This is a genomic window from Streptomyces sp. L7, from assembly GCF_050990935.1.
In the GTDB taxonomy this organism is placed as follows: domain Bacteria; phylum Actinomycetota; class Actinomycetes; order Actinomycetales; family Microbacteriaceae; genus Leifsonia.
Map to the genome: position 1 here is coordinate 3,652,705 of NZ_CP194644.1, position 24,423 is coordinate 3,677,127.

General features: G+C 66.1%; 28 protein-coding genes. 11 read left to right on the forward strand and 17 right to left on the reverse strand.

All coding sequences use genetic code 11. The features are described from left to right. Nucleotides 1-10 precede the first annotated feature (10 nt). The 3 genes from ACR5MH_RS18465 to ACR5MH_RS18475 are packed head-to-tail and all read left to right on the forward strand — an operon-like array spanning nt 11 to nt 3,094. Nucleotides 11-661 carry a DUF5134 domain-containing protein gene (locus ACR5MH_RS18465; RefSeq protein WP_431348522.1) on the forward strand — a complete coding sequence of 217 codons (651 nt, stop codon included), beginning with the start codon at nt 11-13 and terminating at the stop codon, nt 659-661. Between the two features lie 40 nt (nt 662-701). Then, complete coding sequence (locus ACR5MH_RS18470) at nt 702-1,442, forward strand: YcnI family protein (protein WP_431348523.1); 741 nt, start codon at nt 702-704, stop codon at nt 1,440-1,442. Further along, entirely contained in the window at nt 1,439-3,094 is a 1,656-nt protein-coding gene (locus tag ACR5MH_RS18475; protein ID WP_433862036.1) for a FixH family protein, read from the forward strand. Before ACR5MH_RS18470 ends, ACR5MH_RS18475 begins: the two co-directional genes overlap by 4 nt. A 68-nt stretch (nt 3,095-3,162) precedes the next feature. Here ACR5MH_RS18475 and ACR5MH_RS18480 read toward each other — a convergent pair whose 3' ends face one another. Then, nucleotides 3,163-3,567 carry an SPW repeat domain-containing protein gene (locus ACR5MH_RS18480; protein ID WP_431348524.1) on the reverse strand — a complete coding sequence of 135 codons (405 nt, stop codon included), beginning with the start codon at nt 3,565-3,567 and terminating at the stop codon, nt 3,163-3,165. Nucleotides 3,568-3,659: 92 nt separating this feature from the next. On the opposite strand from ACR5MH_RS18480, the gene ACR5MH_RS18485 reads away from it, so the two are divergent. The 3 genes from ACR5MH_RS18485 to ACR5MH_RS18495 are packed head-to-tail and all read left to right on the forward strand — an operon-like array spanning nt 3,660 to nt 8,111. Beyond that, nucleotides 3,660-3,866: a heavy-metal-associated domain-containing protein gene (locus ACR5MH_RS18485; protein ID WP_431348525.1), complete on the forward strand. Its 207-nt coding sequence runs from the start codon at nt 3,660-3,662 to the stop codon at nt 3,864-3,866. Beyond that, entirely contained in the window at nt 3,859-5,868 is a 2,010-nt protein-coding gene (locus ACR5MH_RS18490; protein ID WP_431348526.1) for a cytochrome c oxidase assembly protein, read from the forward strand. The genes ACR5MH_RS18485 and ACR5MH_RS18490 overlap by 8 nt, the downstream gene beginning before the upstream one ends. Then, complete coding sequence (locus ACR5MH_RS18495; protein WP_433862037.1) at nt 5,865-8,111, forward strand: heavy metal translocating P-type ATPase; 2,247 nt, start codon at nt 5,865-5,867, stop codon at nt 8,109-8,111. Before ACR5MH_RS18490 ends, ACR5MH_RS18495 begins: the two co-directional genes overlap by 4 nt. A 9-nt stretch (nt 8,112-8,120) precedes the next feature. On the opposite strand, the gene ACR5MH_RS18500 is transcribed toward ACR5MH_RS18495, so the two are convergent. The 4 genes from ACR5MH_RS18500 to ACR5MH_RS18515 all read right to left on the reverse strand — a co-directional run bounded on the left by ACR5MH_RS18500 (nt 8,121) and on the right by ACR5MH_RS18515 (nt 10,220). Further along, a complete protein-coding gene (locus tag ACR5MH_RS18500) occupies nt 8,121-8,945 on the reverse strand; it encodes a M56 family metallopeptidase (RefSeq protein ID WP_431348528.1) in 825 nt (274 codons plus the stop codon). Between the two features lie 4 nt (nt 8,946-8,949). After that, nucleotides 8,950-9,378 (reverse strand): BlaI/MecI/CopY family transcriptional regulator, encoded by a 429-nt coding sequence (locus ACR5MH_RS18505; RefSeq protein WP_431348529.1) that lies wholly within the window; start codon nt 9,376-9,378, stop codon nt 8,950-8,952. 27 nt (nt 9,379-9,405) lie between these two features. Beyond that, nucleotides 9,406-10,011: a DUF5134 domain-containing protein gene (locus tag ACR5MH_RS18510; protein ID WP_431348530.1), complete on the reverse strand. Its 606-nt coding sequence runs from the start codon at nt 10,009-10,011 to the stop codon at nt 9,406-9,408. Nucleotides 10,012-10,082: 71 nt separating this feature from the next. Further along, entirely contained in the window at nt 10,083-10,220 is a 138-nt protein-coding gene (locus tag ACR5MH_RS18515; protein ID WP_431348531.1) for a hypothetical protein, read from the reverse strand. Nucleotides 10,221-10,511: 291 nt separating this feature from the next. On the opposite strand from ACR5MH_RS18515, the gene ACR5MH_RS18520 reads away from it, so the two are divergent. Next, entirely contained in the window at nt 10,512-11,066 is a 555-nt protein-coding gene (locus ACR5MH_RS18520; RefSeq protein WP_431348532.1) for a cation:proton antiporter domain-containing protein, read from the forward strand. A 199-nt stretch (nt 11,067-11,265) separates the two neighbouring features. Beyond that, the gene (locus ACR5MH_RS18525; protein ID WP_431348533.1) at nt 11,266-12,327 is read left to right on the forward strand and encodes an IS110 family transposase; all 1,062 of its coding nucleotides are present in this window, start codon (nt 11,266-11,268) and stop codon (nt 12,325-12,327) included. Between the two features lie 128 nt (nt 12,328-12,455). On the opposite strand, the gene ACR5MH_RS18530 is transcribed toward ACR5MH_RS18525, so the two are convergent. Then, nucleotides 12,456-12,884 carry a heavy metal-responsive transcriptional regulator gene (locus ACR5MH_RS18530; RefSeq protein WP_431348534.1) on the reverse strand — a complete coding sequence of 143 codons (429 nt, stop codon included), beginning with the start codon at nt 12,882-12,884 and terminating at the stop codon, nt 12,456-12,458. A 55-nt stretch (nt 12,885-12,939) separates the two neighbouring features. On the opposite strand from ACR5MH_RS18530, the gene ACR5MH_RS18535 reads away from it, so the two are divergent. Then, complete coding sequence (locus ACR5MH_RS18535; protein ID WP_121263622.1) at nt 12,940-13,257, forward strand: thioredoxin family protein; 318 nt, start codon at nt 12,940-12,942, stop codon at nt 13,255-13,257. Here ACR5MH_RS18535 and ACR5MH_RS18540 read toward each other — a convergent pair. Then, nucleotides 13,223-14,662, reverse strand: a complete 1,440-nt coding sequence (locus ACR5MH_RS18540; protein WP_433862038.1) for an MFS transporter — start codon at nt 14,660-14,662, stop codon at nt 13,223-13,225. The two genes, ACR5MH_RS18535 and ACR5MH_RS18540, sit on opposite strands and share 35 nt — an antisense overlap. Then, nucleotides 14,611-15,342 carry a flavodoxin family protein gene (locus tag ACR5MH_RS18545; protein WP_431348536.1) on the reverse strand — a complete coding sequence of 244 codons (732 nt, stop codon included), beginning with the start codon at nt 15,340-15,342 and terminating at the stop codon, nt 14,611-14,613. The genes ACR5MH_RS18540 and ACR5MH_RS18545 overlap by 52 nt, the downstream gene beginning before the upstream one ends. 35 nt (nt 15,343-15,377) lie before the next feature. Here ACR5MH_RS18545 and ACR5MH_RS18550 point away from each other — a divergent pair, with 35 nt between their 5' ends. Continuing rightward, nucleotides 15,378-16,121, forward strand: coding sequence for a haloacid dehalogenase type II (locus ACR5MH_RS18550; RefSeq protein WP_431348537.1), 744 nt, complete (start codon nt 15,378-15,380; stop codon nt 16,119-16,121). Between the two features lie 11 nt (nt 16,122-16,132). On the opposite strand, the gene ACR5MH_RS18555 is transcribed toward ACR5MH_RS18550, so the two are convergent. The 6 genes from ACR5MH_RS18555 to ACR5MH_RS18580 form a co-directional block, all read right to left on the reverse strand. Continuing rightward, nucleotides 16,133-16,807: a DUF427 domain-containing protein gene (locus tag ACR5MH_RS18555; protein WP_431348538.1), complete on the reverse strand. Its 675-nt coding sequence runs from the start codon at nt 16,805-16,807 to the stop codon at nt 16,133-16,135. Between the two features lie 8 nt (nt 16,808-16,815). Further along, complete coding sequence (locus ACR5MH_RS18560) at nt 16,816-17,694, reverse strand: ABC transporter substrate-binding protein (protein WP_433862039.1); 879 nt, start codon at nt 17,692-17,694, stop codon at nt 16,816-16,818. A 94-nt stretch (nt 17,695-17,788) separates the two neighbouring features. Then, nucleotides 17,789-19,141 carry a dihydrolipoyl dehydrogenase family protein gene (locus ACR5MH_RS18565; RefSeq protein WP_431348540.1) on the reverse strand — a complete coding sequence of 451 codons (1,353 nt, stop codon included), beginning with the start codon at nt 19,139-19,141 and terminating at the stop codon, nt 17,789-17,791. Continuing rightward, nucleotides 19,092-19,568 (reverse strand): DUF427 domain-containing protein, encoded by a 477-nt coding sequence (locus tag ACR5MH_RS18570; RefSeq protein WP_433862040.1) that lies wholly within the window; start codon nt 19,566-19,568, stop codon nt 19,092-19,094. Before ACR5MH_RS18570 ends, ACR5MH_RS18565 begins: the two co-directional genes overlap by 50 nt. A 95-nt stretch (nt 19,569-19,663) precedes the next feature. Further along, complete coding sequence (locus ACR5MH_RS18575) at nt 19,664-20,008, reverse strand: YHS domain-containing protein (protein WP_433862041.1); 345 nt, start codon at nt 20,006-20,008, stop codon at nt 19,664-19,666. Next, the gene (locus tag ACR5MH_RS18580) at nt 20,008-20,928 is read right to left on the reverse strand and encodes a permease (protein ID WP_433862042.1); all 921 of its coding nucleotides are present in this window, start codon (nt 20,926-20,928) and stop codon (nt 20,008-20,010) included. The genes ACR5MH_RS18575 and ACR5MH_RS18580 overlap by 1 nt, the downstream gene beginning before the upstream one ends. 358 nt (nt 20,929-21,286) lie before the next feature. Between ACR5MH_RS18580 and ACR5MH_RS18585 the strand changes: the two genes are divergently transcribed. Then, nucleotides 21,287-22,639: a dihydrolipoyl dehydrogenase family protein gene (locus ACR5MH_RS18585; protein WP_431348544.1), complete on the forward strand. Its 1,353-nt coding sequence runs from the start codon at nt 21,287-21,289 to the stop codon at nt 22,637-22,639. Between the two features lie 430 nt (nt 22,640-23,069). On the opposite strand, the gene ACR5MH_RS18590 is transcribed toward ACR5MH_RS18585, so the two are convergent. The 3 genes from ACR5MH_RS18590 to ACR5MH_RS18600 are packed head-to-tail and all read right to left on the reverse strand — an operon-like array spanning nt 23,070 to nt 24,422. Then, nucleotides 23,070-23,516, reverse strand: a complete 447-nt coding sequence (locus ACR5MH_RS18590; RefSeq protein WP_431348545.1) for a heavy metal-responsive transcriptional regulator — start codon at nt 23,514-23,516, stop codon at nt 23,070-23,072. A gap of 47 nt (nt 23,517-23,563) precedes the next feature. After that, nucleotides 23,564-24,097, reverse strand: a complete 534-nt coding sequence (locus ACR5MH_RS18595; protein WP_431348546.1) for a carboxymuconolactone decarboxylase family protein — start codon at nt 24,095-24,097, stop codon at nt 23,564-23,566. After that, nucleotides 24,090-24,422, reverse strand: a complete 333-nt coding sequence (locus ACR5MH_RS18600) for a DUF427 domain-containing protein (protein WP_431348547.1) — start codon at nt 24,420-24,422, stop codon at nt 24,090-24,092. Before ACR5MH_RS18600 ends, ACR5MH_RS18595 begins: the two co-directional genes overlap by 8 nt. Between the last annotated feature and the right edge of the window lies 1 nt (nt 24,423).

A 24,423-nucleotide genomic window follows, 5' to 3' on the forward strand; every position in this document is an offset into this window, starting at 1 on the left:
AGTAAATCGCGTGATCGCGGAACCCGCCCTGGCTTGGACCTTCTCTGCATGGTTCGCCGGCACCGGCGTGATCTTCCTGGTGGCGCTGGTGCACTCCCGCACCTGGCCGGATCGGGGATCGTACTCAGCCCACGTGCTCATGAGTCTGTCGATGGCGATCATGCCGTGGACATGGTCGACGAGCGTCCCACCGCTTCTTCAGATCGTCGTGTTCACCGTCGCCGCGCTCTGGTACGTCGGACTCGCCGTATTCCGCCCGCGGACGCATGCGGGCCCTGAGGCTGGCAGCCATCACGTGGGGCCTCTTCTGCTGGCCTATCACGCGGCGATGATGGCTGCGATGGTCTGGATGAGCGCCCTGATGACCATGACGATGGGCGGCTCGACCGGCGGGATGCGCGACTCCGGTGGGATGGCGATGCCGGGAATGGAGATGTCCCGGGATTCGATGGCCGGGCTGTGGCGACAGCCGGGATGGGTCGTGACGGTCACTCTCGGATTCGTCGCCCTCTTTGCGGCCGCGACCGTGTGGTTCCTCGTCGACCTCGCTCGCGCTCGGGGCGGGCGGCGTGGCTCCGCTCCGCTCTCGCCGCTCGTTCAAACCCTGCTGAACATGGTCATGGCGATCGGGATGGGCGGTTCCTTCCTCGTGATGTCGTGATGACTCTCCTCCCTCTGTTCTCCTCGAAAGGAAACCTGCAATGACAGCATCCCGTCGCCGCCGATTCGGCATCGTCGGCACCCTCGCGGCGGCCGCCTCCGCCGCTCTCGTCCTGGCCGTGGCCGGGCCGGCCTCCGCCCATGTGGTTGTCGGCGGCCCCGTCACGGAAGGCGGCTACGGCGTCCTCACCTTCCGTGTTCCGACGGAGTCGGACACCGCCTCCACGGTCAAGCTCGCCGTCAGCTTCCCCAAGGACACCCCGATCATCACCGTCTCCACTCAGCCGAAAGCCGGTTGGACGGCGGCGGTCGCCACGGGCAAGCTCGCGAAGCCCGAGAAGGACGACGACGGCAACACGATCGACACGTATGTATCGTCGGTCACCTGGACGGCGGCCGCCGGCACCGGGATCAAGCCGGGCGAGTTCGACACCTTCGCCGTCTCGGTCGGACCGATCCCGAAGGTCCAGAAGCTGACTTTCCCGGCCGTCCAGACCTACAGTGACGGTTCGGTCGCGAACTGGAACGAGATCCAGCAGGGCTCGACCGAGCCGGAGCACCCGGCCCCGACCCTCGTCGTCACGACCGCGAGCTCCGACAGTGCGAATGGGAGTACGGCGACAGCCACGCCCGGCGCGACCGGCGGCATGGAGATGTCGTCGTCATCGTCCGACAACAGTGGGCTCGGCATCGCCGGTCTCGTCGCCGGGCTGCTCGGCCTGGTCCTGGCGATCATCGCGCTCGTGCGAAGCGGCCGTGGGAAGGCCGCCGAGACGAAGTGACCCCGGCCTCGTCGCGGCTCGGACGGGGAGGCGGTCGGCTCGTCGTCGCCGCCTCCCTCGCCTTCGCTGCGCTCTACCTGATCTGGCAGTTGCTCGTCCCGGCGTCCCCGGCGGCGGCGCATGCCGTTCTGGAGTCGAGCAGCCCCGTGGACGGATCACGGGTAGCCACCGCGCCGGCGCAGGTCACGTTCACCTTCGACGAGGCGGTGCAGCTCCCGCCGGATGCGACTGCCACGCTCTCCGATCACGGCGTCCGCGTCGACTCTGGACCGGCGCGTCTGGCCGACTCCGGGAAGACCGTGGTGATCCCATTGCGGAAAGCCCTGGCCGACGGGGCGTACACCGCGAGCTACCGGGTGGTGTCGGCCGACGGTCACGTCGTCACCGGGGCCATCCGGTTCGGCCTGAACGCTGACCCCGCGACGGCAGGGTCGACCACGCCCACCCCGATCGACCCCGTTGAGGTGGCCGCCGAGTCAGCGCAAGGACTGGTCTACGGCGGTGTCGTGCTGCTGATCGGCGTGTCGTTCGCGGGCTTGGTGCTCTGGCCCTCTGTGGGCTCCCGACGCGGTGCGAGCGTGCTGCGTTGGGTGGGCTGGTCGTTGCTGGCCGGCGGCACCCTCCTGCGACTGTTGCTCGCAGGCCCTGCCGCGACCGGCAGCGGGTGGGGCGGAGTGTTCCGGCTGGACGGGATCGGAACGGCTCTGGCGGAGGTCGGCGGTGTCGCGGGACTCGTGCGGCTGGTCCTGCTCGTGGTCCTCATACCGTGGGTGGTTCGCCCTGGCCGTGGTCGAGCGAGTACCGTCGCGTCGGCCGTTCTCGGTGTGGCTGTTCTCTGCTCGATCGCCGCCGACGGCCATGCTGCTGCGGGGGATGACGCCTGGCTAGCGCTGCCGGTGACCACGCTCCATTTGGCCGCGATGGCGCTGTGGGTCGGAGGCCTGATCGTCCTCGCCGTCTTCGTGATCCCCGCACACGGTCGCGATCAGGACGAGTTGACACGCCAGCGACGGTGGTCCGTCGCCGCGTTCGCGTGCGTCGCGGTGCTGATCGTCACCGGCGAGTACCAAGCGTGGCGGCAGCTCGACCCGCTGCAGTCCATCTCCGCCACGGCCTACGGCGTCACGCTCCTGATCAAACTTGTCTTGGTCGCCCTCGCCATCACGGCAGCCCTCGTCTCGAACCGGCTGCTGGTGCGAAACGGTCCTCCGCGGGATGCGCGCGAGAGACACCGCGCGCGCCGGATCGTGGCGACGGAAGCGGTCATCACGCTTGTCGTCGTGGTCGTCACAACTGTTCTCGTCGCGTTGCCGCCGGCGCGGACGACTTATGGGCCACCGACGACGCTCACAGCGGCCGCCGGCACCGGAACCGCCCACATCTCCGTCGACTCCACCCACGTCGGCCCGCAGACCATCACCGTGCAGCTCGAAGACGCCTCCGGCCAGCCCGCCACGGCGGATGCGATCACGGGCACGCTGGGCACCACTACCGTTGCCGGGGTCACGCTGCGCTTCGAACGCACACGGAATGGCGAGTGGGTGGCCCATTCGATCGCACCCGTCGCCGGTGAGTGGACGGTCGCCCTCTCGGTCGACTTCGGCACGGGTGCTCAATACGCGACGTCTGCGGTCTATCGCGTGTGGGGCTGAGAAGACGATTCCGGCCGTCCGATCGAGGAGGAGCGATCGGACGGCCGGAAGAACCTGCCTGAGCGCCGTTACCGCTGTGCCGCCTGAGCCTCGGCGCGGTGGCCGCTCACGCTGGGCCCCGGCTGGGGCTGGGAGAAGATCACCACCAGGATCACGGCGATGCCAACGATCACGTGCGGCAGCCAGACGTTCGGCGTGTTGTTCACGAAGCCGAACAGGAACGGCGAGAGGGCGAGGAAGAGGCTCGCCACGATGTCGAACACGAGGTGGACCGGCATCGGGATGAGCTTGAACGGCCCCCACTCGTATCGGGTGAAGAGGCTGTAGACGATCAACCCGACGCCGAGCACGATCGGGATGACGACGGCCGCTCCTCCGACCTGCGAGAAGCCGAAGAGGAACGGAGCGAGGATGAGGGCGATTCCGACGATGTAGTCGAGGATGCCGTGGACCTTTGTCGGTATGAATCTCATGCCAGGTGTTCGGAGCGATTAGGGAATCGGATGGGCGGAATCGTCATCCATTTTACAAGATGTAGAATCGACACGGCATCGAAGGGAACGTGATGGAGACCAGCTACCAGGTTGTCGGGATGACGTGCGAGCACTGCGAGCGTCGCGTGCAGAGCGAGGTATCGCTCCTGCCCGGTGTGGAGTCCGTTCGCGCCGACGCCGGTTCGGCGACCCTCGTCGTGGTCAGCGGTTCGCCGCTTGACCTGGCCAGCGTTCGCGAGGCCGTCGAGGAAGCGGGCTACGAACTGGCGCATGACTGACGCGCCAGCCCGTCCAGCTGCCCGTCACCCGCTCCTGCTCTGGGCGACGGCCGCCATACCGCTCGTCTCCGTCGTCGTGACGGTGGCGGTGTTGGGCAGTGCCCCCTATGAGTGGCTGAGTCGCGAGTACCCGGGGCTGCCGACCTCGTATGCGAGCGCGCTGCTGCGGCTTGTGACTGACGCGGCGACGGCCGTGGCATTGGGAAGCCTGGTGGTTGCCGCGTTCGTCGTCGCGCGCAAATCCCGCACCGCGATCGTCAACGACCGCGACCTCCGGTTCACCCGCATCGCCGCATCGGTCTGGCTCGGGGGCAGCATCCTGTTGATCCCGGTCGACGCAGCGGACGCCAGCGGGCGAGGCCTCTCGACGCTGCTCGAGCCGGGAGCCTTCGGCTACCTGGTCACAGCGAGCTACCTCCCGGGGGCGTGGATCGTCTCCGCGGTGTGCGCGCTGGTGGTCCTGATCGCAGCCAACGTCGTCGGCTCGTGGGTCTCGACGGTCGTCCTCGCCGCGATCGCGGCGCTGGGGATGCTGGCGCCGGTCATGGTGGGGCAGGTGCTGGTCGGCCCGAACCATGACTTCGCCGGCGATGCGGCGATCTTCGGAACCCCGGCGACCGGGATCCTGCTCGGCGCCACGGTGACGATGCTGGTGCGCTGGTCGACGGTCGGGCCGCCCGGGCCGCGTACAGCGAAGCGCTTCCGCACGCTCGTGTTATGGTGCTGGGCCGTCGCCCTCGCAGCCGACAGCATCCTCTACTACGTCCAGAGCGCGGGAGAGCCGGTGACATCGGCGACCGGGATCCTGTTCATCCTGCGGCTCCTGGTTCCGATGGTGTTCGTCCTCGGCGCGTTCGTCGTACCGCGCAAGCTTCGGACCGGTCTGCGGAGGGGGCAGCTGGTCGCGCTCCTCGTGTCGTGCTCGATGGTGCTCGGCATCACGTCGGCCATGCTGCGCATCCCGCCGCCTGTTTACTTCGTGCCCACCTCCACCCAGCAGCTCTTCCTGGGCTACAACGTGGACACGCCGATGACTCCGGTCACGCTGTTCCTGGACGGCCGGGTCAACATCCTCTTCCTCGTCATCTCGGTCGCTGGGACGCTCGTCTACCTCCTCGGCGTACGCACTCTGCGCCGCCGCGGTGACGCGTGGCCGGTTGGCCGCACGATCTCGTGGATCCTCGGCTGGGCAAGCGTCGTCATCACCACCTCCAGCGGCATCGGCCCGTACTCGTCCGCCTCCTTCGCGGTGCACATGGGGCTGCACATGAGCCTTAACATGCTCGGGCCGCTCCTGCTCGTGCTGGGAGGCCCGGTCACCCTCTTCCTGCGTGCGACGACTGCGCACCGCAAGGACGACTTCGCCGGCCCACACGAGTGGATCAATGCGATGCTGCACTCGCGTGCGACACACCTGGCATTCAACCCGCTGTACGCGCTCGTCGTCTTCGTCGGCTCCTACTACGCGATCTACATGACCCCGTTCTTCGACTGGGCGATGCGATACCACTGGGCGCACCAGGCGATGACCGTCCATTACTTGCTGATCGGGTACATCTTCTACGCTCTCGTGATCGGCGTCGACGCCCCGCCCCGCCCGCTCCCGCACCTGGGAAAGCTCGGTCTGGTGCTGGCTGCGATGCCTTTCCACGCCTTCTTCGGAGTCATCGTGATGACCAGCACCGCGCTCTTGGCGGGCACCTACTACCACTACCTCGACGTGTCCTGGATCGGCAGCCTGCACAACGATCAGTACGTCGCGGGAGGGATCGCCTGGTCCGCGGGCGAGGTCCCGCTGGTGATCGTGGTGCTCGCCCTGGTCACGCAGTGGGCGCGCCAGGACGCGAAGCTCGCGGCACGCACCGACCGACACCTCGACGCCGGACTGGACGACAGCTACGAGGCGTACAACCAGATGCTCGCCAAGCTCGCGGAGCGCCGGCAGACCACCGGCGCCACCGCATCCACACGTGTCCCTGTTCCCGATGAGGAGTCGCGATGACCACCACCACCCCGGTCGCCCTCGAGAAACGGCTCGAGCTCGACATCGGCGGAATGACCTGCACCGCGTGCGCCAACGCCGTCGAGCGCAAGCTCAACAAGCTCGACGGCGTCACGGCTTCTGTCAATTTCGCCACCGAGCGCGCGGTGGTGAGCGGTCTCGGCGAGGGCGACGCCTCGACCGCGATCGCCGCCGTCGAAGGGGCCGGCTATACAGCCGCGGTCCACGTGCCGGGAGACGACGCCTGGAGTGCCCGCGCGGCGGAGACGCGCACGTCGTCGCTGCGGAGGAGGCTCGCCGTCTCGGCTCTGCTGGCCATCCCGCTCTGCGATCTGACGATCCTGCTCGCGCTTGTGCCCGCGTGGCGCTTCCCGGGTTGGCAGGCGCTGTGCGTCCTGCTCGCCCTGCCGATCGTGACCTGGGCGGCGTGGCCGTTCCACCGGGCGACGCTGCGCGGCCTCCGACACGGCACGCTCAGCATGGACACGCTCGTGTCACTCGGGGTGGTGGTCTCGTTCGGGTGGGCACTGTGGACGCTGCTGGTCGCCCCCTCCGATCAGCCGGGATACTGGCTGGGCTTCGGTCGTACGCCCGCCGGCGCCGACTCGATCTATCTGGACGTCGCCGCCGGGATGGTGACCTTCCAGCTCGGCGGACGCTACTTCGAAAGCCGGTCGCGGCGACGTGCAGCCGATGTGCTGGAGGCGATCGGCGACCTTGCTGCGCGGGAAGCCACAGTGATCGACACGGAAGCAGGTGTCGAGCGGACCATCCCGATCGGGCAACTGCGGGTAGGCGACACGATCATCGTGCGCCCGGGCGAGAGGATCGCAGCGGACGGCACGGTCATGGATGGCACCTCCACTGTGGACACCTCGGCGATGACGGGCGAATCGGTCCCGGCCGAGGTCGGAGACGGCGAGACCGTCATCGGCGGCACGCTCAATCTGTCGGGGCGGCTCTTCGTGCGGGCGGACGCTGTCGGGGCGCGGTCGCGGCTGGCCCAGATGGCGGCACTCGCGGAGGATGCGCAACGACGGAAGGCGTCCGTGCAGCGCTACGTCGACCGCGTGACTGCAGTGTTCGTGCCCACGGTGGTCGCCCTCGCGGTTCTCGTCTTCGCGGGCTGGCTGATCGGCGGTGCGTCGTTCAACACGGCGATCACCAACGGCGTCGCGGTGCTCATCATCGCGTGCCCGTGTGCTCTCGGCCTCGCGACGCCGACCGCGTTGATGGTCGGTGTCGGCCGAGGCAGCCAGCTCGGCATCCTGATCAAGGGCCCGGACGCACTCGAGGCCTCCGGGGCAATCGACACCGTCGTCCTGGACAAGACCGGCACTGTGACGGAGGGTCGGATGCGTGTCGTCGCCGTCGACGCGTTCGGTCGCGACGAACTCGACGTGCTGCGTATCGCGGCTGCGCTGGAGGTTGCGTCGGAGCATCCGATCGCCCGCGCGGTCGTCGACCACGCACGGACGCTCGTGACCGATCTGCCCGCGGTGGCCGGCTTCGCCGCCAGAGCCGGTCTTGGCGCCGAAGGCATCGTTGCTGGGGAGCAGGTGCTGATCGGAAGCGCGCGTCTACTCACGGACGACGGGATCGCGTTCCCCGCTGAGGTCGCTGCTGCGGTGGACGGCCATCTGGCGGCGGCGCACACGCCGGTTCTGCTGGCTGTCGACGGGGCGGCCGTCGCGGTACTGGCGGTGGAGGACACGGTGCGGGAGTCTGCGGCTTCGGCCGTCGCCGAACTGCGTCGGCTCGGACTCCGCACCGTCCTGCTCTCCGGCGACACCGCAGCCGTCGCCGAGCCCGTCGGCGCCATGATCGGCGTCGACGAGGTCATCGCGGGGGTGCTCCCCGAGCAGAAGGCGGCGATCGTCGATGGGCTGCAGCAATCGGGACGCCGGGTGGCGATGGTCGGCGACGGCGTGAACGACTCGGCCGCGTTGGCGACCGCACGCCTCGGGCTCGCCGTGGTGCAGGGCACCGATATCGCGCTGAAGTCGGCAGACGTGATCATCGTCCGAGACGATCTGATGGCCGTCCCGGATGCCGTCCGGCTGTCCCGGGCGACGCTGCGGACGATCCGGATGAACCTGGTCTGGGCCTTCGGCTACAACGTGGCGGCGATCCCGTTGGCCGCCGCTGGGTTGCTCAACCCGCTGATCGCGGCGGCGGCGATGGCGTTGTCCTCCACGCTCGTGGTGGCCAACAGCCTGCGGCTGCGATCCTTCGGGGGCTGACCGGAGCGTTCAGCGAACGATAACGCTGACCGCGGGAAGCGTGCGTCGGTCAGCGTGTCCGTAGACCGGGACAGCGGCCAGGCGCTCCGCGCGCAGCAGCATCCCGGCGTCGCCAGTCGCTTCGCCCACGCGGGCGAGCGCGTTACAGAGGGTGGCCGGCCCGCATACGCGAGCGGCGTCATCGTCCGCCACCAGCTCAGAGAGCAGGCTGACTGTCCGCGAGAACTCGCGGGCAGTCGGAAGGAGCGGGAAGCAGGCCGCGTTCAGCTTCGCGAGCTGCAGCACGCGTCCATGCCGGCGCCGCAGGTGGGACCGCTCATGCTCGACGATCGCGCGCACCTGGTTGGCGGGAAGCGTCTCTTCGAGGGCGGAGGAGATCAAGATGCGGCCGTCCGCCGTGCAGCAGGCGAGAAGTCGTTCGTCGCGCACATAGGTGACGTGCTGTCGGCCGACGCACTCCACCCGGTATCTGGTACGGGCCGCGAGCAGGAAGGCTGCGCTGTCGGTGCTGCGCTGCGCCTCTGACATCGGCTCGGATCTCGTCACCGCCAGGGCGATGAGAGCGCCGAGCGCGCCGAGGCCGACCCAGACGAACAGGGAGGCAACGGTCGGGGCGTAGGCACCGAGCCACGCAGTGTGCAGGTTCGCCATCACGATCACCGCTGCACTCGCCACGCTGCCGAGCAGCGACAGTGCACCCGCAGCGAACGCCGCGAGCCAGAGCGCGATCGCGATGCCGGGATGGCGCACTCGCCACGATCCGCGCGCGAGCAGCAGCGGAGCGGTCGCCGTCACGAGGACGGCGACACCGAGCAGCGCGAAGACGACGACCACGGGGCTACTTGCTGAGCGCTTTGCGAAGGATCGTGAGGTCGTCGTCGCTCAGAGAGCCGGTGAACTGCATCAGCACGGCCTCTCGATCCGGTGCGTCGGCCAGGGCGGAGGCCATGGATGTGACCGCGCGCTCCGAAGGGGTCTGCGCTGCTTCGAAGAGCCACAGCCGCGACGTCGGGCCGGGGAGCCGGTTGACGACTCCCTTCTGCGTCAGCCGTTGCAATGCGGTGATCACCGTCGTGAGGGCCAGGGTCATCCCCTGTGCGTCGAGCTCTGCGAGCACATCACGGCTCGCCATCGGCGTGGGCGAAGCGGACAGGATTGCGAGGACACTCGCCTCGAGTGTTCCCCTGTCGCGCCTGGCCATTTCCACTCCTCGTCCGGGTTCACGGATCGAAGCAATCTTAACATCCGGTGCGTGTCGGGCACTCATGCGGGCCTTTCGTCAGTCGTAGCCAAGTCACCAGGGGAGGAACGCCAAGCACATGCCGGCGCTCATGCTCAGAAGCAAGAAGGAGTTCACGCGATCGCCGGTCACGTTCGCCCGCGCTGCCGCCGGCGCGAAGAGTCTGACCAGGAACAGGAGTGCGCCGGCGCCGAAGAACACCGCGGCCACAATGCCAACAGCGCCCCATCCGGGCGCGGAGGCCATCGTCATCGGATGGACCGCCGACGCATCCATGTCCATCGTGCCGTCGAGGTGCGTCCCCGCCTGGAGCATCTGCACCGCCATGACGACCATGGCCGACATCATCACAGCGTGGTAGCAGAGCAGTGCACGACCGCCGTGCAGCTCGTGAGCGTTCGTCGCCGACCGTGCCACGATCGCGAGGATGACGTAATAGACCACCGCCGGCCCGAACACGATGAGCTGAGCGATCGGCGGAAGAAGCATGTTCGCATCCAGCGCCATCGTGATCATCGTCCCGGCCAGGAGCACGTGCAACACGTCACTGATCCGGGACAGGAGGGAGGGATGCCCCACGATCGCGCGCGTGAGGTAGCCGGCACCACCGATGCCGAACAAGATCGCGATGACCATAGCGACGACGCCGGGATACATCATCGTGCAGGTTCCTTTCTTGTACGACTTTTTCCGCGCTACCCGCGCCGTCTCGTTCGTCGCCGCGTCTTCAGTCAGCGGCGAACCGTGACAGCGTCCCACGTCCAGCGACCAGGCCGCTGCGTCTCCGGCTCATCCCGTGCACCACCCAGGATGAGCACGATCAGCACCAGCGCAGCCGCGGCCTGGGAAAGGAGCACGAGCACGGACACCCATCCACACTACATCTTGTAGAGTGGCGAACGAGCGACTAACTGTACACGACTTGTGCAGGGCGGGACTGTCACCGACGCCATCCGTCCCGAGGTGAACAAAGTTGCTGTCGGGTCGGATTCGCAACGCATAGCCGTTGGCTCCCCGGGTGGGGCCGAGTTGTAGGGTTGGAGCGTCGCGATGCCCGTGTGTCGAGCCCGCGAGGTGTGCCGGGAAGCCTGGTCGGCGATTGTGTTGGTGCGCCTTGACGGGGAGGTTGGCATGGCGGACTCGTGGTGGCGGATGCGCTCATGATCGACATCGAGCCGTTCAGCGTGGTGATTTTCTTGGTCGCCGCAACCGTGATCATCGCTGTGCTCTCGAACCGGTTGAGCACGTGGATTCGCGTGCCGGCGCCGGCGTTGTTCCTGGCGGCGGCGGCTGCGGCTTCAGCTGTGTTCCCCGTCCTCGGCACGGTTCCCGACCAGGCGAACGAACGGATCGTCACCGTTGCGTTGATTTTCATCCTCTTCGACGGCGGGATGCACATCGGCTGGCGTCGTTTCCGTTCGGCGGCCGGGGCGATCACGGTGCTCGGAATCGCAGGCACCGCTGTCACCGCGGCGGGAATTGCTGTCGCGTCGCATTTCTTGTTCGGTTTCGGGTGGCAGACCGCGTTGCTGATCGGGGCGGCGCTGTCGCCCACGGATCCTGCGGTCGTCTTCTCGATTCTGGGTAAACGTGAGATCACGGGCCGCTCGGGGACGACCCTCGAGGGAGAGTCCGGGGCGAACGACCCGGTCGGCATCGCGCGGGACTGTCTGAATAACAATGAAGATGGTCTTGACGGCTTCGGCTGGGGCTGACCTGCTGTTTAACTGACACGGCGTGTGCTGTTGTCCTGACACCGACGAGTCGTCCCGGCCGAGGTTCGCCGTCGCTGTCCCGGAGCCTTTCGGGGCTGGGTGGAACGTGACTTCATAGGACCTTGTTCGCGCACGATGCCTCGTCATTGTTGTGTCCGTTCCGCACCGCTCCGGGGCTCTTCCGTCGGAGAGGAACCCAATGAAGGAACAACAGCAGCTGACCGGCACGATCATTGTCGGTGGGATTGACGCGCACTCAAACACCCACCATGTCGCCGCCCTGGACTCCTCGGGAAGGCGTTTGGGGAGTCAGGAGTTCACCGCGTCGACCCGCGGTTACCAGGACGCGTTGGACTGGCTCGGACACTTCGGTGTGATCGACAAGATCGGGATCGAATCGACCGGATCGTATGCGGCCGGCCTGACCAGGTTCCTGCTCGCTCGCGGCGTTGAGGTCGTTGAGGTCAATCAGCCTCATCCTCACCTGCGCGCCTGCCGCGGCAAAGACGACGCGATCGACGCTGAAGCAGCGGCGATGAAGGCCCTCTCCGGCCAGGCCGCGGTCGTGCCGAAGATCACCACCGGTGTCGTCGAATCCATCCGGATTCTGCGGGTCGGCCGGGACTCCGCGATCCGTTCGCGCACCCGCGCGCAACTCCAACTCCGGGATCTGCTCATCACCGCGCCTGCTGAATTACGGGAGCAGGTTACCGAGCGCACCACCGCCGCGTTGATCGAGCGCTGCGCTGGCCTGCGACCAGAGCGCTACAACATCGCCGACCCGTTCCACGCCACGAAGTACGCGCTTCGGACGCTCGCGAAGCGTGTTCTCGACCTCACCGCCGAGATCCGCGATGTCGACGTCGTGCTGGAGGAACTCGTCGCCCAAACAGCACCCACTCTGATTTCCAAGCTCGCGATCGGCACCGGGCACGCTGCCCAGCTCCTGGTCACCGCAGGGCAGAACATCGACCGGTTACACTCCGAAGCCGCGTTCGCCCGACTCTGCGGTGTCGCACCGATCCCGGTCTCATCAGGTAAGACCCAGCGGATGCGCCTGCACCGCGGCGGTGACCGACAAGCCAATGCCACTCTCCACATGATCGCGGTCTGTCGTCTCCGATACCACGAGCCCACGATCGCTTACGCGCAACGCAGGCTGGCCGAAGGACTCTCGAAAAAGGACGTCCTCCGCTGCCTCAAACGCTTCATCGCCCGCGAGGTCTACCACGACCTGAAATCCGACCTCGGACTCACTTGACTTCTATAGGACCGTCAGCAGGTCAGCCCCAGCCGAAGCCGTCAAGACCATCTTCATTGTTAAACGGACAGTCCCGCAAACGGAGACGAAGAATGTCGCGTGTCAGGGCTACTCGTCTCGGGGGTCCTTCAGGTACTCGCTTGCGTCGGGAGGGTTGGCGTTGTGGGAGCGAGGAGTGTGCATATAGCGTCCGGCGAGCAGTGGCGCGTATCGAGTCGCTGACGCGATTGAAGGATCGCCATGAGTTCATTCTCGAGGTCGGCGAGCTCCCGCAGTCGCTGGCGAACCTCAGTGAGTTTGGTGTCCAGCACGGTGGTGACGTGGTCGCAGGGAGCGGATCCGCTGTCTCGGATCTGGAGGATTCCGCGGATGTCCTTCAGGGTCAGCCCTGCTGTCTGCGCGGACCGGATGAATTGGATTCGCGCGACGGCCGCAGACGTGTAGTCGCGGTACCCGCTGGGTGTCCGGGGTGGTTCTGCGACGAGGCCACGGCGTTCATAGAAGCGCACGGTCTGCGGGTTGATGTGTGCGCGCTCGGCGAGTTCACCGATCAACATTTTGGTTTCCTCCCTGCTTGACCTTGTACTGCGGTGCAAGGCTTACCGTTGCGGCATGGAGATAACCCTGCAGTACTTCGATGGTTGCCCGAACTGGATGACGACGGAGCAGCGCTTGCATGAGCTCACTGACGGGCGCGCGGACATCACCATTCAGCGTCAGTTGGTGAGCAGTGTCGAGGAAGCCGAGACGCTGGGGTTCCACGGTTCCCCGACCGTCCTGATCGACGGCGATGATCCGTTCGCCGAACCGGATGCGCCGGTCGGTTTGGCGTGCCGGGTGTACCGGTCCGGTGCCGGCTTCGCCGGTTCTCCGACCCTCGAGCAGTTGAACGACGTTATTGAGTCGCGTCATCGTTCGGCCTCGCGCTGACCGGAGTTGATGTTGAGGAATCGCGGGGCGGTGCTTCGCGTGTGCGCCCATGGCGTCGTTCGGCCAGCATCATCCCGGGGATCGTGGTCAGCGCGATGATGGCGAGCAGGATGGTGAGGAGGCCTAAGCCGTCGAAGGCCAGCCATTGCGCGAAGACACCGCCCAGGAGGTTGCCGAGAAGGTAGCCGACTCCGAGAACAACCGAGTAGACCCCCATGATGAGGCCGCGGTTTGGGCGGAAGTCTGCGGAGATGTCGGAGAGATGGGTGAGCGCTGCGGGTGTGAAACCCGCCTCCAGGAAGACTCCGACGACGACGATCGGTATCGCGACTGTTAGGGCGATGCCGTGGTTCGCCATGATGAGCCCGGCAGAGGTGAGGACTGCACCGCTGATGGTGACGGTGAGGGTCGGCAGGGTGGGTAGTCGACCGACGATGAAGGACCATCCGATGATGCAGACGCTGAACAGGAGCACGTAGCCGCCGAGGATTGGGGAGAGCCAGGCGGGGTGGTGGGCTAGGGAGCCGGTGAATCGTTGGCCGGGGAATGCGCGGTCGCCGGCGAGGACGTAGGTGATTTGCGAGGTCACCCAGGTGCCGAGGATGGCGTTGACCGCGATCCAGGACGGGAGGAAGGCCAGGAGCTGCCTGTTGCTGAAGATCTTCAATCTGCGGCGAAGTGTCACTGGGGTGGTGTCGGCTTTTGGCCGGTCGGTGCGGGTGAATGTCGCGACGAGGATTCCGGCGATGGCGTAGATGCCGGCGAGCACGGTGAAAGCCCAGAGCCCGGTGTCGGCGTACAGTGCCGGACCGATGACTGCGCCCACTGCGATACCGCCGGAGGAGGAGAGTTCGTACATGCTGTTGAGGCGGCCGCGACGGTGACGGTCTTCATCGGTGCTGTCGGCGAGTAGGCCGAGGGTGGCTGGGGTCGCCATCGCAGCCGACGTGCCGTCGATGAGCCGGGACACTCCGACGATCGCGACCACCATCGCCAGCGGAGGTGTTGCGTTGAACACCGACGCGCCCGGCGTCAGCACAATCCCGACGGCGGCGACGAGCGGGGCGACCACCAGAAAGAGGCGACGCCCCTTCAAGTCGCTGAGCGAGCCAGAGAGCGGCGCGAGAATCAATTCGGCCAGATATGCGAGGGCGGACAGTGCACCCAGGACGAGTGAACTGATGGGCACGCCGTGGTGCGCGAGGTCGACGAAGTAGCTTCCGACGAGGAGTGCGCCCGCCGCTGAGGCCGCGCGAAGGAGGAATTGGGCGAGGATGACGACTCCAGCCGCATGAGCGCCGCGCGGACGTCTTCTCGGCCGGTCGATGCGACCTGCTCGCGCGGTGACGTCGGTCACCGGTATTCGGGGTTGCTGGCGAAGCCGAATCTCTCGCCGTTGTTCCACTGCTCTCGCAGGTTCCCGTAGGCGGGGATTCCTCCGGAGTCCTTCAGCCTGCGAGCAGTGTGCAGAAGATTCCAGGTCATGAAGGTGGTGTTCCGGTTGGTGAAGTCGTTCTCTGGTCCGCCGGAGCCGGGGTCGAGGTAGGACAGTCCTGGCCCTATCGGTCCGATCCAGCCGGCGTCGGCGGCCGGCGGGATGGTGAAGCCGATGTGCTGCATGCTGTACAGCAGCGACATTGCGGCGTGTTTTACCCCGTCTTCGTTGCCGGTGATGACGGCGCCGCCGACCTTGCCGTAATAGATGTATTGCCCTTTGGCGTTGTAGAGCCCGCTCATCCCGTATAGCCGTTCGACGAGCTTTCGTGTGACCGAGGCGTTGTCGCCGAGCCAGAGCGGTCCACCGATGACGAGGATGTCGGCTGCGTCGACCTTCGGCCAGATCAGCTCCGGCCATTCGTCGCTCGCCCAACCGTGGTCGCGCATATCCGGATACACGCCGGTCGCGACGTCGTGGTCGATGAACCGGATGGATTCGACGGTGACTCCGACTGACCGCATCAGCGCGATGCTGCGCTCTATGAGGCCCTGGGTGTTGCTCACCTGCGGACTGGGCTTAAGGGTGCAGTTGATGTAGAGAGCGCGCAGGTCGTCGTAGCGGGCGGGCGGAGCCGGTCGGTCGTTCATGAGGGCACGCTACGCGCAGCGAACGGTTCGGCTCTGTGCGCTCGATCACCGGCCGGGCATCCGTGCTCTCGGCGTACAGTGCGCGGCATCGCGACGAGATGAAGAAGGAACCGATGAGACTTCCGGCTGTGACCGTGTTCGATGTCAACGAGACGTTGTCAGACTTGTCCGGCATGTCATTTCGGTTTGCTGAGATTGGTGCACCCCGGGAGGAGGCCGCGTTGTGGTTCGCGACGGTCCTCCGTGACGGGTTCGCTCTGGCGGCGGCTGGTGGCAGCGAGCGGTTCGCCACCATCGCCGAGGACCTTCTGCGGCTTCGGCTGCGCGATCAGCCGCTCAACACTGATATCGAACCGGCTGTTGCGCATGTCTTAAGTGGATTCGCGGAGCTGAGCCTTCACCCTGATGTCGTGCCCGGTGTATCAGCGTTGCACGCGGCCGGCCGGCGGCTGGTCACTCTCAGTAATGGTTCGACGTCGGTGGCCGACCGATTGTTCCGTACAGCTGGGATCCGGGAGATGTTCGATGCGCTGCTCAGCGTGGAGGACACGTCGCGGTGGAAGCCGGCCCGCGAGGCGTACGAATACGCTGCGAACGCTTGCGGAGTGGGGGTGGGGGAGATGATGCTGGTGGCTGTGCACCCGTGGGACATTCATGGCGCGGATGCAGCGGGGCTGCAGACGGTGTGGGTGAACCGTTCCGGAGGGCCGTATCCGCCGTACTTCGCGGCCCCTCTGTACGAGGTGCGCTCGCTGGAAGAGCTCGCCCGCTTGGGTTGAGGTGCCCAGGCTTAGTCGATCGGCGGGTGAACGGTGAGCTCGAACCGTTCATCGTAGAACGCCACGTACCCAGCAGGTACGCCGGAATCTGCTAGCGGTCGTTCGTAGCTCCATAGCTGATCGGTGTAGGCGTCGCCGCCGAGCGTGAATGGCCAGTACGACGCTTCGCCTTTGTAAGGACAGATCGTGTGAGTCCGGGTGGGAAGCAAGGGTACGAGGATGTCGGCGCGCGGCACGTAATAGCGTGTCGGCAGGCCGGTCTCGTACAGGAGGCGCCCGCGCACAGTGTCGGCTAGGACCTGTCCGTCGAGTGAGAGCTGGATGCGCTGTGACGTGGCGCGCACGTCGACACGGTGGAAGGGGTCGCGTGGGTGTCCGAGGATCTGGTCGTCGTCCTCCAGCCATGCATCGAAGTTGCTGAAGCGGAGGACGACCATTCCTGCCAGCTCATCGTCTGCTGGGGATGGCAGAGCGTTCTGCGACGGGAGGATGTGGTCGGGGAGGAGGATGTCCTCGACAGGGACCGCGTAGGTGGGCACAGGGCCGCTGGGCGGCCAGACCAGCAGGGCGCGCCGGCTGTCGAGGACGACCCTCCCGGCGAGGACGGCGCGGATCCGCTTACGCGTCGGCTCGACGCGAAAGTCGTCGTTGTGGCTGGCGAGAAGTTCACCCATCCGTATCGTCATCGATGCTCCTAAAGGTTGCGCCCGGCGAGCCAGCGTTTGGCGATGGTGGCGGGGGTCGCCTTCGTGGCGCCGCTGCTCTCGCTGTTGAACTCGATCAGGTCCGACGTTGTCAATGCGTGGGAGACCTCATTGAGCACTTTGGAGACCGTGGGGGTGGCGTTCATGGAGTTGATCAACGGGAGCACGTTCTGGGCGAGGATCAGGTTTTTCGGGTCCTTCAATGTGACCAGGTCGTTGGCCTTGATCGCAGGAGAGGTCGTGAAGATGTCCGCGACCTGCACACTTCCGCTGGTGAGCGCTCGGATGGTGAGCGGTCCGCCGCTATCGCTGATCGGTTCCAACGTGACATCCACCCCATACACGCGTTTCAGCCCGGCGCTGCCGGCCGGGCGCACCGCGAACTCGGGGTTGGCGGCGATCGTCAGGTTGAGCGGAACATGCGCGAGGTCGCTGATGCTGGTGACGTGGTACTTCTCCGAGAATGCCTTGGTGACATTCTCGGAGTCCTTGTCTTGCGCCGCGGATTCGTCCAGCACTGTGAATCCGGCGGGAAGCTTCTTGCTCAGTTGTGCGTAGACGTCGCTGCTGGAGGAAGCTGTCGCGGCCTTGTCGTAGTACTGAAGCAGGTTGCCGGAGTATTCGGGAATCAGGTCGATGGATCCGTCCTGAAGCGCTTTGAGGTAGAGCTCGCGCTGACCGATGTTGAACCGCCTAGTCACGGCGATGCCCTTGCTCTCCAACGCCTGCGCATACACTTCCGCGATGATCGCGGACTCTGGGAACGCCGCCGATCCGATGACGATGTTCCCGCCGGACGGTGAGCCGCTCGTCGTCTGGGCTGCGGAACCGCCGAATGGCGCGCCTGCGGTGCAACCCGCGAGCAGCAAAGCCGCAGCGATCGCCGCTCCGGTCAGAACGGGTCGTCGCAGTCGTGGGGACATGTGTGGGGAGCCTCTCCTCGGCGATCGTGTGTGTCTTGGGTCAGAGCTGTGCGAGCGCGTCATCCAGCGCGCGATGGAATGTCGGATACGCGTAGATCGTGTCTCGGAGATGCTCGATCGGCGTGCGTTCGTGAACGGCGAGGGTGAGGAGGGAGAGGACTTCGCCTCCGACGGGACTTGCCGAGGTCGCTCCGACCAGGATTCCGCGCCGGCTGTCCACGATGAGTTTGATGAATCCCTGGTTGCCGATGGCGTGCAACCATCCGCGTGTGGAATTCGGGATTTGCGTGAGGGCAGTTGTGATTTGGAGGTCGGCGCGGCGCGCTTCGGCCTCGGTGAGCCCGACCGCTGCGATTTCCGGGTCGGTGAACGTCACCCGTGGTACAGCGTGGTATTCGCCGGCGCCGTGGTCCCTGCCAAGGATGGTGTCCACCACGATCCGGGCTTGGTACACCGACACGTGCGTGAATGCTCCCCTGCCGGTGATGTCGCCGATGGCGAAGACGGTGTCGGTGAGCCGGCCGTGGTCGTCGGTAGTCAAGGAGCGCCCGGTCGCGTCCACGCCGATGCTGTCCAGGCCCAGGTCGGTGATGTTGGGTCGGCGTCCGGTTCCGACCAGCAGTCTCTCAGCGGTCAGCGTCGTCCCGTCGACCGTGACGGTGAACCGCGCACCGTCGTGGCTGACGGAGTCCGCAGGGGATCCCGTGTGCACTCGGATGCCTTCCGCGGTGAGGACATCCTGGATCAGGGAGCTGGATTCCGGTTCTTCGGCGGGAAGGAGCCGGTCGGCGGCTTCGACGATGTCGATGGTGCTGCCGAACCGGGCGAACGCTTGGCCGAGTTCGACGCCGACGGCGCCACCACCGAGGACGATCAGGGATTCCGGCGCCGTCGTGGCAGCGACCGCGTCGCGATTGGTCCAGAAGGGGGTGTCGGCTAGGCCCGGGATCGGGGGGACCGCTGGCGAGGTGCCGGTATTGAGGATGATCGCCTTGCGGGCTTGATAGGTGGTGTCCACGACCTGCACTGTGTCGGTACCGGTGATGGTGGCGTGGCCGCGTACGAAGCGGCCTCCCGCGTTCTGGAAGCGGTCGACGGCGACCTGGTCGTTCCAATCGTCCGTTGCTTCCGTGCGGATCCGGTGGGCCACGGGTGCGAAGTCCGGGGTAGTTTCGGCGGTGCCGGCGAGTGCGGGGACGCGGCGTGCTTCGGCGAGAACGTTCGCGGCGCGGATCATCATCTTGGTGGGGATGCACCCGTAGTACGCGCATTCCCCGCCGACGAGGTGTGAGTCGATTCCGATCACCGACAACCCTGCGTGGGCGAGCTCTTCGGCGGCTGTTTCACCGCCCGGACCCATTCCCACAACGATGACATCGACTTGTTCGGCCATGGTCCGCTCTTCCTTTCTTCGGAGATGCTGCTTGCGACGCGGCGCGTCGGTCGTGAGTGAGGCGGCGCATCCACCGAGCGAAGAGACCAGGGCGGTTCGTCTCGGAGTCAGCGTTGGGTGCGGGCGCTTTGGTGACCCGGACGCCGTTCCAGAAGGCAACGTAGCCCTGGATCTGGTTGGCCGCAGCGGAGGGGCTCGGGTAGTACCAGGCGGCGTCCGGATTGGTTTTACCGCCCACTTCGAGGCTGTAGTAGCGGGCGGTGCCCTTCCATGGGCAGACCGAGGTGAGGTCGCTGTTGTGAAACAGGGACCGATCGAGGCTTTCCGGCGGGAAGTATTGGTTACCCTCGACGCGGATGGTGCGATCCGATTCGGCGACGACGACGCCGTTCCACGTGGCACGGTAGGTGGCGGGTGAGGAGCTCATCGGTTTCTCCCTTCCTGGGGTTTTCGCCACAGTAAATCGGGGCAGGCGTATCGCACTGTGATCTCGGTTGCACGAAACGCAGCCCGGTTAGCGCTCTAGGAACGACCCGCGTAGGCGGACGGATTTTCGGCGAAGCGGTGCTCGCATCGGTCGGAGCAGAAGTAGAACTTCTCACCGCGGTGCTGATGGGTCGCGGGGGCGTGGGCGATTTCCACCTGCATACCGCAGACGTAGTCTGTGGCCAGCCGCTGGTGGGTGCTGAATCGTTCCCGGTTGCGGTATAGCCAATAGAGAACGGTTGCGAGAGCGAGCGCGGCGATGTTCAGCCAGGTGGTGTAGTTCCAGTGGAAGGCCGTACTGACGATGGTGTGCGACGGCGCGGGCAGGGGGACTTGGAACAGGCGAAACAGCAGGTCGGTGAGCAATCCTGCCGCGCTCATCACCCCCAGAACAGTGCGAAGAGCTTCCAGGCGATGCGTCGCCCGTAGAGCTTGATGTAGATCAACACCAGCGGAAGGGCGATGAGGTCGGCAAAGGTGAACGCGATGGTCCCGCCGAAGCTGAGCCCGTTGGCGTAGAGCGCGGCCGCCAACGGCACGTTCCCGATCGAGCAGACGAAACTGATGAACGCGATGAAGGGACCGATCAGCACGTTCTCCAGATCGCTCCAGAACCCGTGCCCGGAGAAGAAGGCGACGTGCCATATCGATGCGGGAACGGCGACCGCGAGAACCCCGGCGACCAAGTAGCCGATCACCAGCTCGCGTCGGAGCATCTTCAGGTCTGAGAGGGCGTATCCCGCGGCGTCCGCCCAGCCCGAGCGGCTCCGCATCCGCTGCCAGACCGACGGCTGCGTGGTGCTCGCGCCCGGGACGTCATCTGGTCGCTCGGACTCAGCATTCTGCGCCAACGCCTCCCTCGCCGCCGCCAGTTGCCTGGTGGGGAAGACCCGCGGCGCCAGAAGAGTGAACAGAATGATCATGATTACGCCGCCGACGAATTCGGCCAACGCGAACTGCCACCCGATCAGTGTCCAGAGCACCAGTCCCAGCTCGACAACCAGATTGGTGGCGGCGAGCATAAAGACCATCGCCGTGACGAAGTCGGCGCCTTTCTGAAACAGCGACTTCGCGAGCGCCGCAGCGGCGTAAGAGCAGCTGGAGGAGATAATCCCGAAGAGCCCTGCGCGGGCGACGGTCTTAGGCCGGTGGTCCCCGAGGAACTTCTGCATCTGCCCGCGAGAGACGAAGGCTTGGACCGCCCCGGAGAGCGTGAACCCGAAGATCAGCGCCCAGAGAGTTCCCCAGAGCATGAAGAACGCGGTCGACAATCCATTGGTAATTGTGGTCAGGATCGTCATCGGCTTCTCCAGATGGTGGTCCAATGCGCTCGCTTGTTGTGGCGAGCAGTGTGGATAAGGCGGCGGAGTTCAGCGGCGACGAAGCGGATGCGCCCGATGGGGCCGGTTCCGCAACTGGGGATCCGCGAGTCCTCGAAGTCCGAGCCGTTGTCGAACATGAGTACGCCTTCTTTCACTTGAATGTGTCGGGGTAGTTTGAAGCATTCCACGTTAGGAGAGGGTCCCTGGGGCCAGGTCAAGACGCACAGGGTGATCGAACGCACAGACGAACCGCGGCGGTGTGCGTAAGGTGGCGCGTGATCCTGGCCCATTCTGCCCCGCGAATGCGAGGACGGCTGATAGAGAAGGAAACGTCCACATGAGCTCCGACTTCGACCTGATCGCCATCGGCTCCGGTACCGCGAGTGCTGCCGCCGCGACCAAATGCGCAAAGGCCGGCTGGCGTGTCGCGGTCGTCGATGACTTGCCCTTCGGTGGCACCTGCGCTCTCCGCGGCTGCGACCCGAAGAAGATCCTCCGCCGTGGCGCGGAGGTGATCGACGCCGCCCGCCTCCTGGAGGGCAAGGGCATCGTGCCGGGAAGCCTGACCATTGACTGGCCGGCGGTGATGGCGCACAAACGGGGGTTCACCGAGCCGATGTCGCAGCGGATCGAGAAGGGGCTCGTGGCGTCCGGCGTGACCGCCCTGCACGGGCTCGCCGTGTTCACCGGCCCGGGCCGGCTGAGTGTTGACGGTGTCGAGCACACCGCGTCACATTTCCTGATCGGCACCGGAGCGCGTCCTCGCACGCTGGAGTTCCCCGGCGCAGCGCATGTGATCGACAGCACCGCATTCCTGGAGCTAGATGCGCTGCCGAAGCGGATCCTGTTCGTCGGCGGCGGCTTCATCTCCTTCGAGTTCGCGCACATCGCGGCCCGCGCCGGCAGTGAGGTCACCATTGTCCACCGCAGTGCGCGGCCGCTGCGCCGCTTCGACCCGGACCTGGTGGCGCTGCTCGTGCAGCGCAGCCGGGAGCTCGGCATCGACATCCGACTCGAAACGGAAATCGCCGGCATTGAGCCAGCCGGGGCGCGTATCCGGGTGCAGACGACGCGCTTGGGGGAGTCGGAGACGTTGGAAGTCGAGCTGGTCGTTCACGGCGCTGGACGGGTCCCGGACCTGGATCGGCTGAACCTGGACGCCGCTGGGATCGCGCATGATGAGCACGGGGTGAGCGTGCACCCGCACTTGCAGAGCGTCTCAAACCCGCGCGTGTACGCGGCCGGGGACGCCGCACACACTCAGGGGCAGCCGCTGACCCCGGTGGCCGCGATCGAGGGCAAGGTCGCCGCCTCCAACATGCTCAAGGACGCGGCGGTCGTTCCGGACTACACCGGCATCCCCACAGCGGTCTTCACCGTTCCCGAGCTCGCGGCGGTCGGGCTCCTGGAAGACGAAGTCCGCGCACAGGGGATCGACGTGGACGTGAGATACAGCGACACGAGCGCCTGGTTCTCGAACTACCGGATCGGAGAGCCCGCCGCTGCGGCCAAGATCCTCATCGATCGCGCCACCGACCGGATCGTTGGCGCGCATCTGTTCGGCCCCGAATACGCCGAGCTCGTCAACACGATCGCTTTGGCGATGAAGACCGGGCTCAGCACCCGGCAGGTGAAGTCGATGACTGCCGCGTACCCCAGCGTCGGCTCCGACCTCGGCTCCCTGCTGTGACCGGTCGGGGCAACGACCAACCGGCGACACGGTTCCGGTGGTGGGCCGGTCCGGCGGCAGCGGTGGTCGTCGCGGCGATCTGGGTGGCTTTGGCGCGGGTGAACCTGACCACGACCTATCACTTCGCCCCGGTTGTCGCCGCGGCTGCATGGCCGGTCCTTGACAGGGTCTGGGCGGGCCGGCCGGTGAAGCTCACCGCTGCGGTCGCCGCTTCGGCGGGTGGGGCCGCGATCGCTCTCGTCGCCCTCGTCGTTCTCGCATGCACCGGAACCCTGCGAGGGCCGGCGCTCCTCGGTGTCGCGGTCCTGGTGGAGGCGATAGCCGGGGCGGCTTCGGGAGGCGTTCTCGGCCTAGTGCTCGTGGTCTCCTTTCGAGCGAGAGGCCGTAATGGGGATTCTCGACGCCGCGTGAACGATAGCGGGCGCCGATCTTAGGTCGTCACTGAAGGCGATGCGATGGGCGCTCCTTCGATAACCGAGCAGAACGCAGCGAGGGTGGCACTGTTGGAGGCGGATGCTTCGTCTGCGCGGCTGGCCGCGCGAATGGCTTCGCGCATGCGAGTCAGATGCGTGATCTGCTCCTCGATGTGGCGCAGATGTTCGGCGAGGAAGTCACGGACGCTGGCGCAGGGTTCGGTGCCGTCGCGGTGCAGGGACAGTATCTGGTTGATCTCCTCCAGTGTCAGCCCGAGTGTTTGGGCCTGGCGGATGAAGCGGAGGGTGCTGACGTCGTCTTCGCTGTAGAGGCGGTACCCGGCGCTGTTGCGTGCCGGGCTGTTCAGAAGGCCTCGTTGTTCGTAGAGCCTCAACCCTTTGCGGGTGGTGCCGGTCAGTTCAGCTGCCTGTCCCGCAGTCAGCGGGACTTCGCTGGTCAGCATGGTTGCTCTGTCGCTCTCTTTTGCATTTTCCTCCGAAGCTGGTGCTGTCAGGCCAGTGGTGCGGCGGGTGGGAAGTCGAGTTCGGTGCCGGCGTAGTGGTTGAAGTAGTTGGTGTAGAGGTTCGCGGCGATGTGCGCGAACAGTTCTTCCAATTCGGTGTCGCTCCAGCCCGCTTCCCGCGCGTGAGCGCGGACCGCCTCGGAGACGTAGCCTGTAGTTGCGGCAACATGTCGGGCGACCTCGGCCAGGGCCGATAGGCGTGCGTCGAAAGTGATCTCGCCGGTGCGGATCTGGAGGATCTGTTCGTCGCTGAGTCCGGCGGCGCGCGCCGACGCGGTGTGCGCGGCTTGGCAGTAGTCGCAGCCGTTCTGATTTCCCACCGCCAGGGCGATGATCTCGCGTGTGCGGGCGTCGAAGGTCCCGTGCTCGCGGATCGCGGAGGTCATGGCGGCGTAGGCGGCGACGACGACCGGCGATCGCGCCATCTGCGCGTGGATGTTCAGCAACCGTCCGGACCTTTTCTTCAACTGTTCTGCGATGGGGCGCGAGGGTTCGGGGAGGTGGTGGAATACGTCAGTCATGGGTGGGGGACTCCGAGAGTGGTGTTGGTTGGATGGTGACTCCTGTGCCGGGTTCGAAGGCGATCATTCGTCGCAGGAACCAGGCAAAGGGGGTGGGAAGCGGGTAGGTCCAGGCTGCATTTCGCACTTCGGCGCCGCTGACGCGCAGGTGACGGTAGCGGGCGATCCCTTTCCACGGGCACACGGTGGTCAGGGCGCTGGGGGTCAGGAGGTCGGAATCCACATCTGATTCTGGAAAGTACAGGTTGCCCTCTACGAGTACTCCGCGCGTCGTCGAGGCGATGAGGGTGTTCCCGAGATACGCGGTCGCCGTTCGCCGCTTCATC

Bases quoted from the DNA above. Each gene is read 5' to 3' on its own strand.
- ACR5MH_RS18595 (WP_431348546.1), bottom strand. From the start codon at position 24,097: ATGACTGACGTATTCCACCACCTCCCCGAACCCTCGCGCCCCATCGCA.
- ACR5MH_RS18485 (WP_431348525.1), top strand. From the start codon at position 3,660: ATGGAGACCAGCTACCAGGTTGTCGGGATGACGTGCGAGCACTGCGAG.
- ACR5MH_RS18510 (WP_431348530.1), bottom strand. From the start codon at position 10,011: ATGATGTATCCCGGCGTCGTCGCTATGGTCATCGCGATCTTGTTCGGC.
- ACR5MH_RS18470 (WP_431348523.1), top strand. From the start codon at position 702: ATGACAGCATCCCGTCGCCGCCGATTCGGCATCGTCGGCACCCTCGCG.
- ACR5MH_RS18535 (WP_121263622.1), top strand. From the start codon at position 12,940: ATGGAGATAACCCTGCAGTACTTCGATGGTTGCCCGAACTGGATGACG.
- ACR5MH_RS18545 (WP_431348536.1), bottom strand. From the start codon at position 15,342: ATGAACGACCGACCGGCTCCGCCCGCCCGCTACGACGACCTGCGCGCT.
- ACR5MH_RS18570 (WP_433862040.1), bottom strand. From the start codon at position 19,568: ATGAGCTCCTCACCCGCCACCTACCGTGCCACGTGGAACGGCGTCGTC.
- ACR5MH_RS18505 (WP_431348529.1), bottom strand. From the start codon at position 9,378: ATGAGTGCCCGACACGCACCGGATGTTAAGATTGCTTCGATCCGTGAA.
- ACR5MH_RS18580 (WP_433862042.1), bottom strand. From the start codon at position 20,928: ATGACGATCCTGACCACAATTACCAATGGATTGTCGACCGCGTTCTTC.
- ACR5MH_RS18520 (WP_431348532.1), top strand. From the start codon at position 10,512: ATGATCGACATCGAGCCGTTCAGCGTGGTGATTTTCTTGGTCGCCGCA.
- ACR5MH_RS18490 (WP_431348526.1), top strand. From the start codon at position 3,859: ATGACTGACGCGCCAGCCCGTCCAGCTGCCCGTCACCCGCTCCTGCTC.
- ACR5MH_RS18495 (WP_433862037.1), top strand. From the start codon at position 5,865: ATGACCACCACCACCCCGGTCGCCCTCGAGAAACGGCTCGAGCTCGAC.
- ACR5MH_RS18590 (WP_431348545.1), bottom strand. From the start codon at position 23,516: ATGCTGACCAGCGAAGTCCCGCTGACTGCGGGACAGGCAGCTGAACTG.
- ACR5MH_RS18530 (WP_431348534.1), bottom strand. From the start codon at position 12,884: ATGTTGATCGGTGAACTCGCCGAGCGCGCACACATCAACCCGCAGACC.
- ACR5MH_RS18565 (WP_431348540.1), bottom strand. From the start codon at position 19,141: ATGGCCGAACAAGTCGATGTCATCGTTGTGGGAATGGGTCCGGGCGGT.
- ACR5MH_RS18575 (WP_433862041.1), bottom strand. From the start codon at position 20,008: ATGAGCGCGGCAGGATTGCTCACCGACCTGCTGTTTCGCCTGTTCCAA.
- ACR5MH_RS18525 (WP_431348533.1), top strand. From the start codon at position 11,266: ATGAAGGAACAACAGCAGCTGACCGGCACGATCATTGTCGGTGGGATT.
- ACR5MH_RS18480 (WP_431348524.1), bottom strand. From the start codon at position 3,567: ATGAGATTCATACCGACAAAGGTCCACGGCATCCTCGACTACATCGTC.
- ACR5MH_RS18555 (WP_431348538.1), bottom strand. From the start codon at position 16,807: ATGACGATACGGATGGGTGAACTTCTCGCCAGCCACAACGACGACTTT.
- ACR5MH_RS18600 (WP_431348547.1), bottom strand. From the start codon at position 24,422: ATGAAGCGGCGAACGGCGACCGCGTATCTCGGGAACACCCTCATCGCC.
- ACR5MH_RS18585 (WP_431348544.1), top strand. From the start codon at position 21,287: ATGAGCTCCGACTTCGACCTGATCGCCATCGGCTCCGGTACCGCGAGT.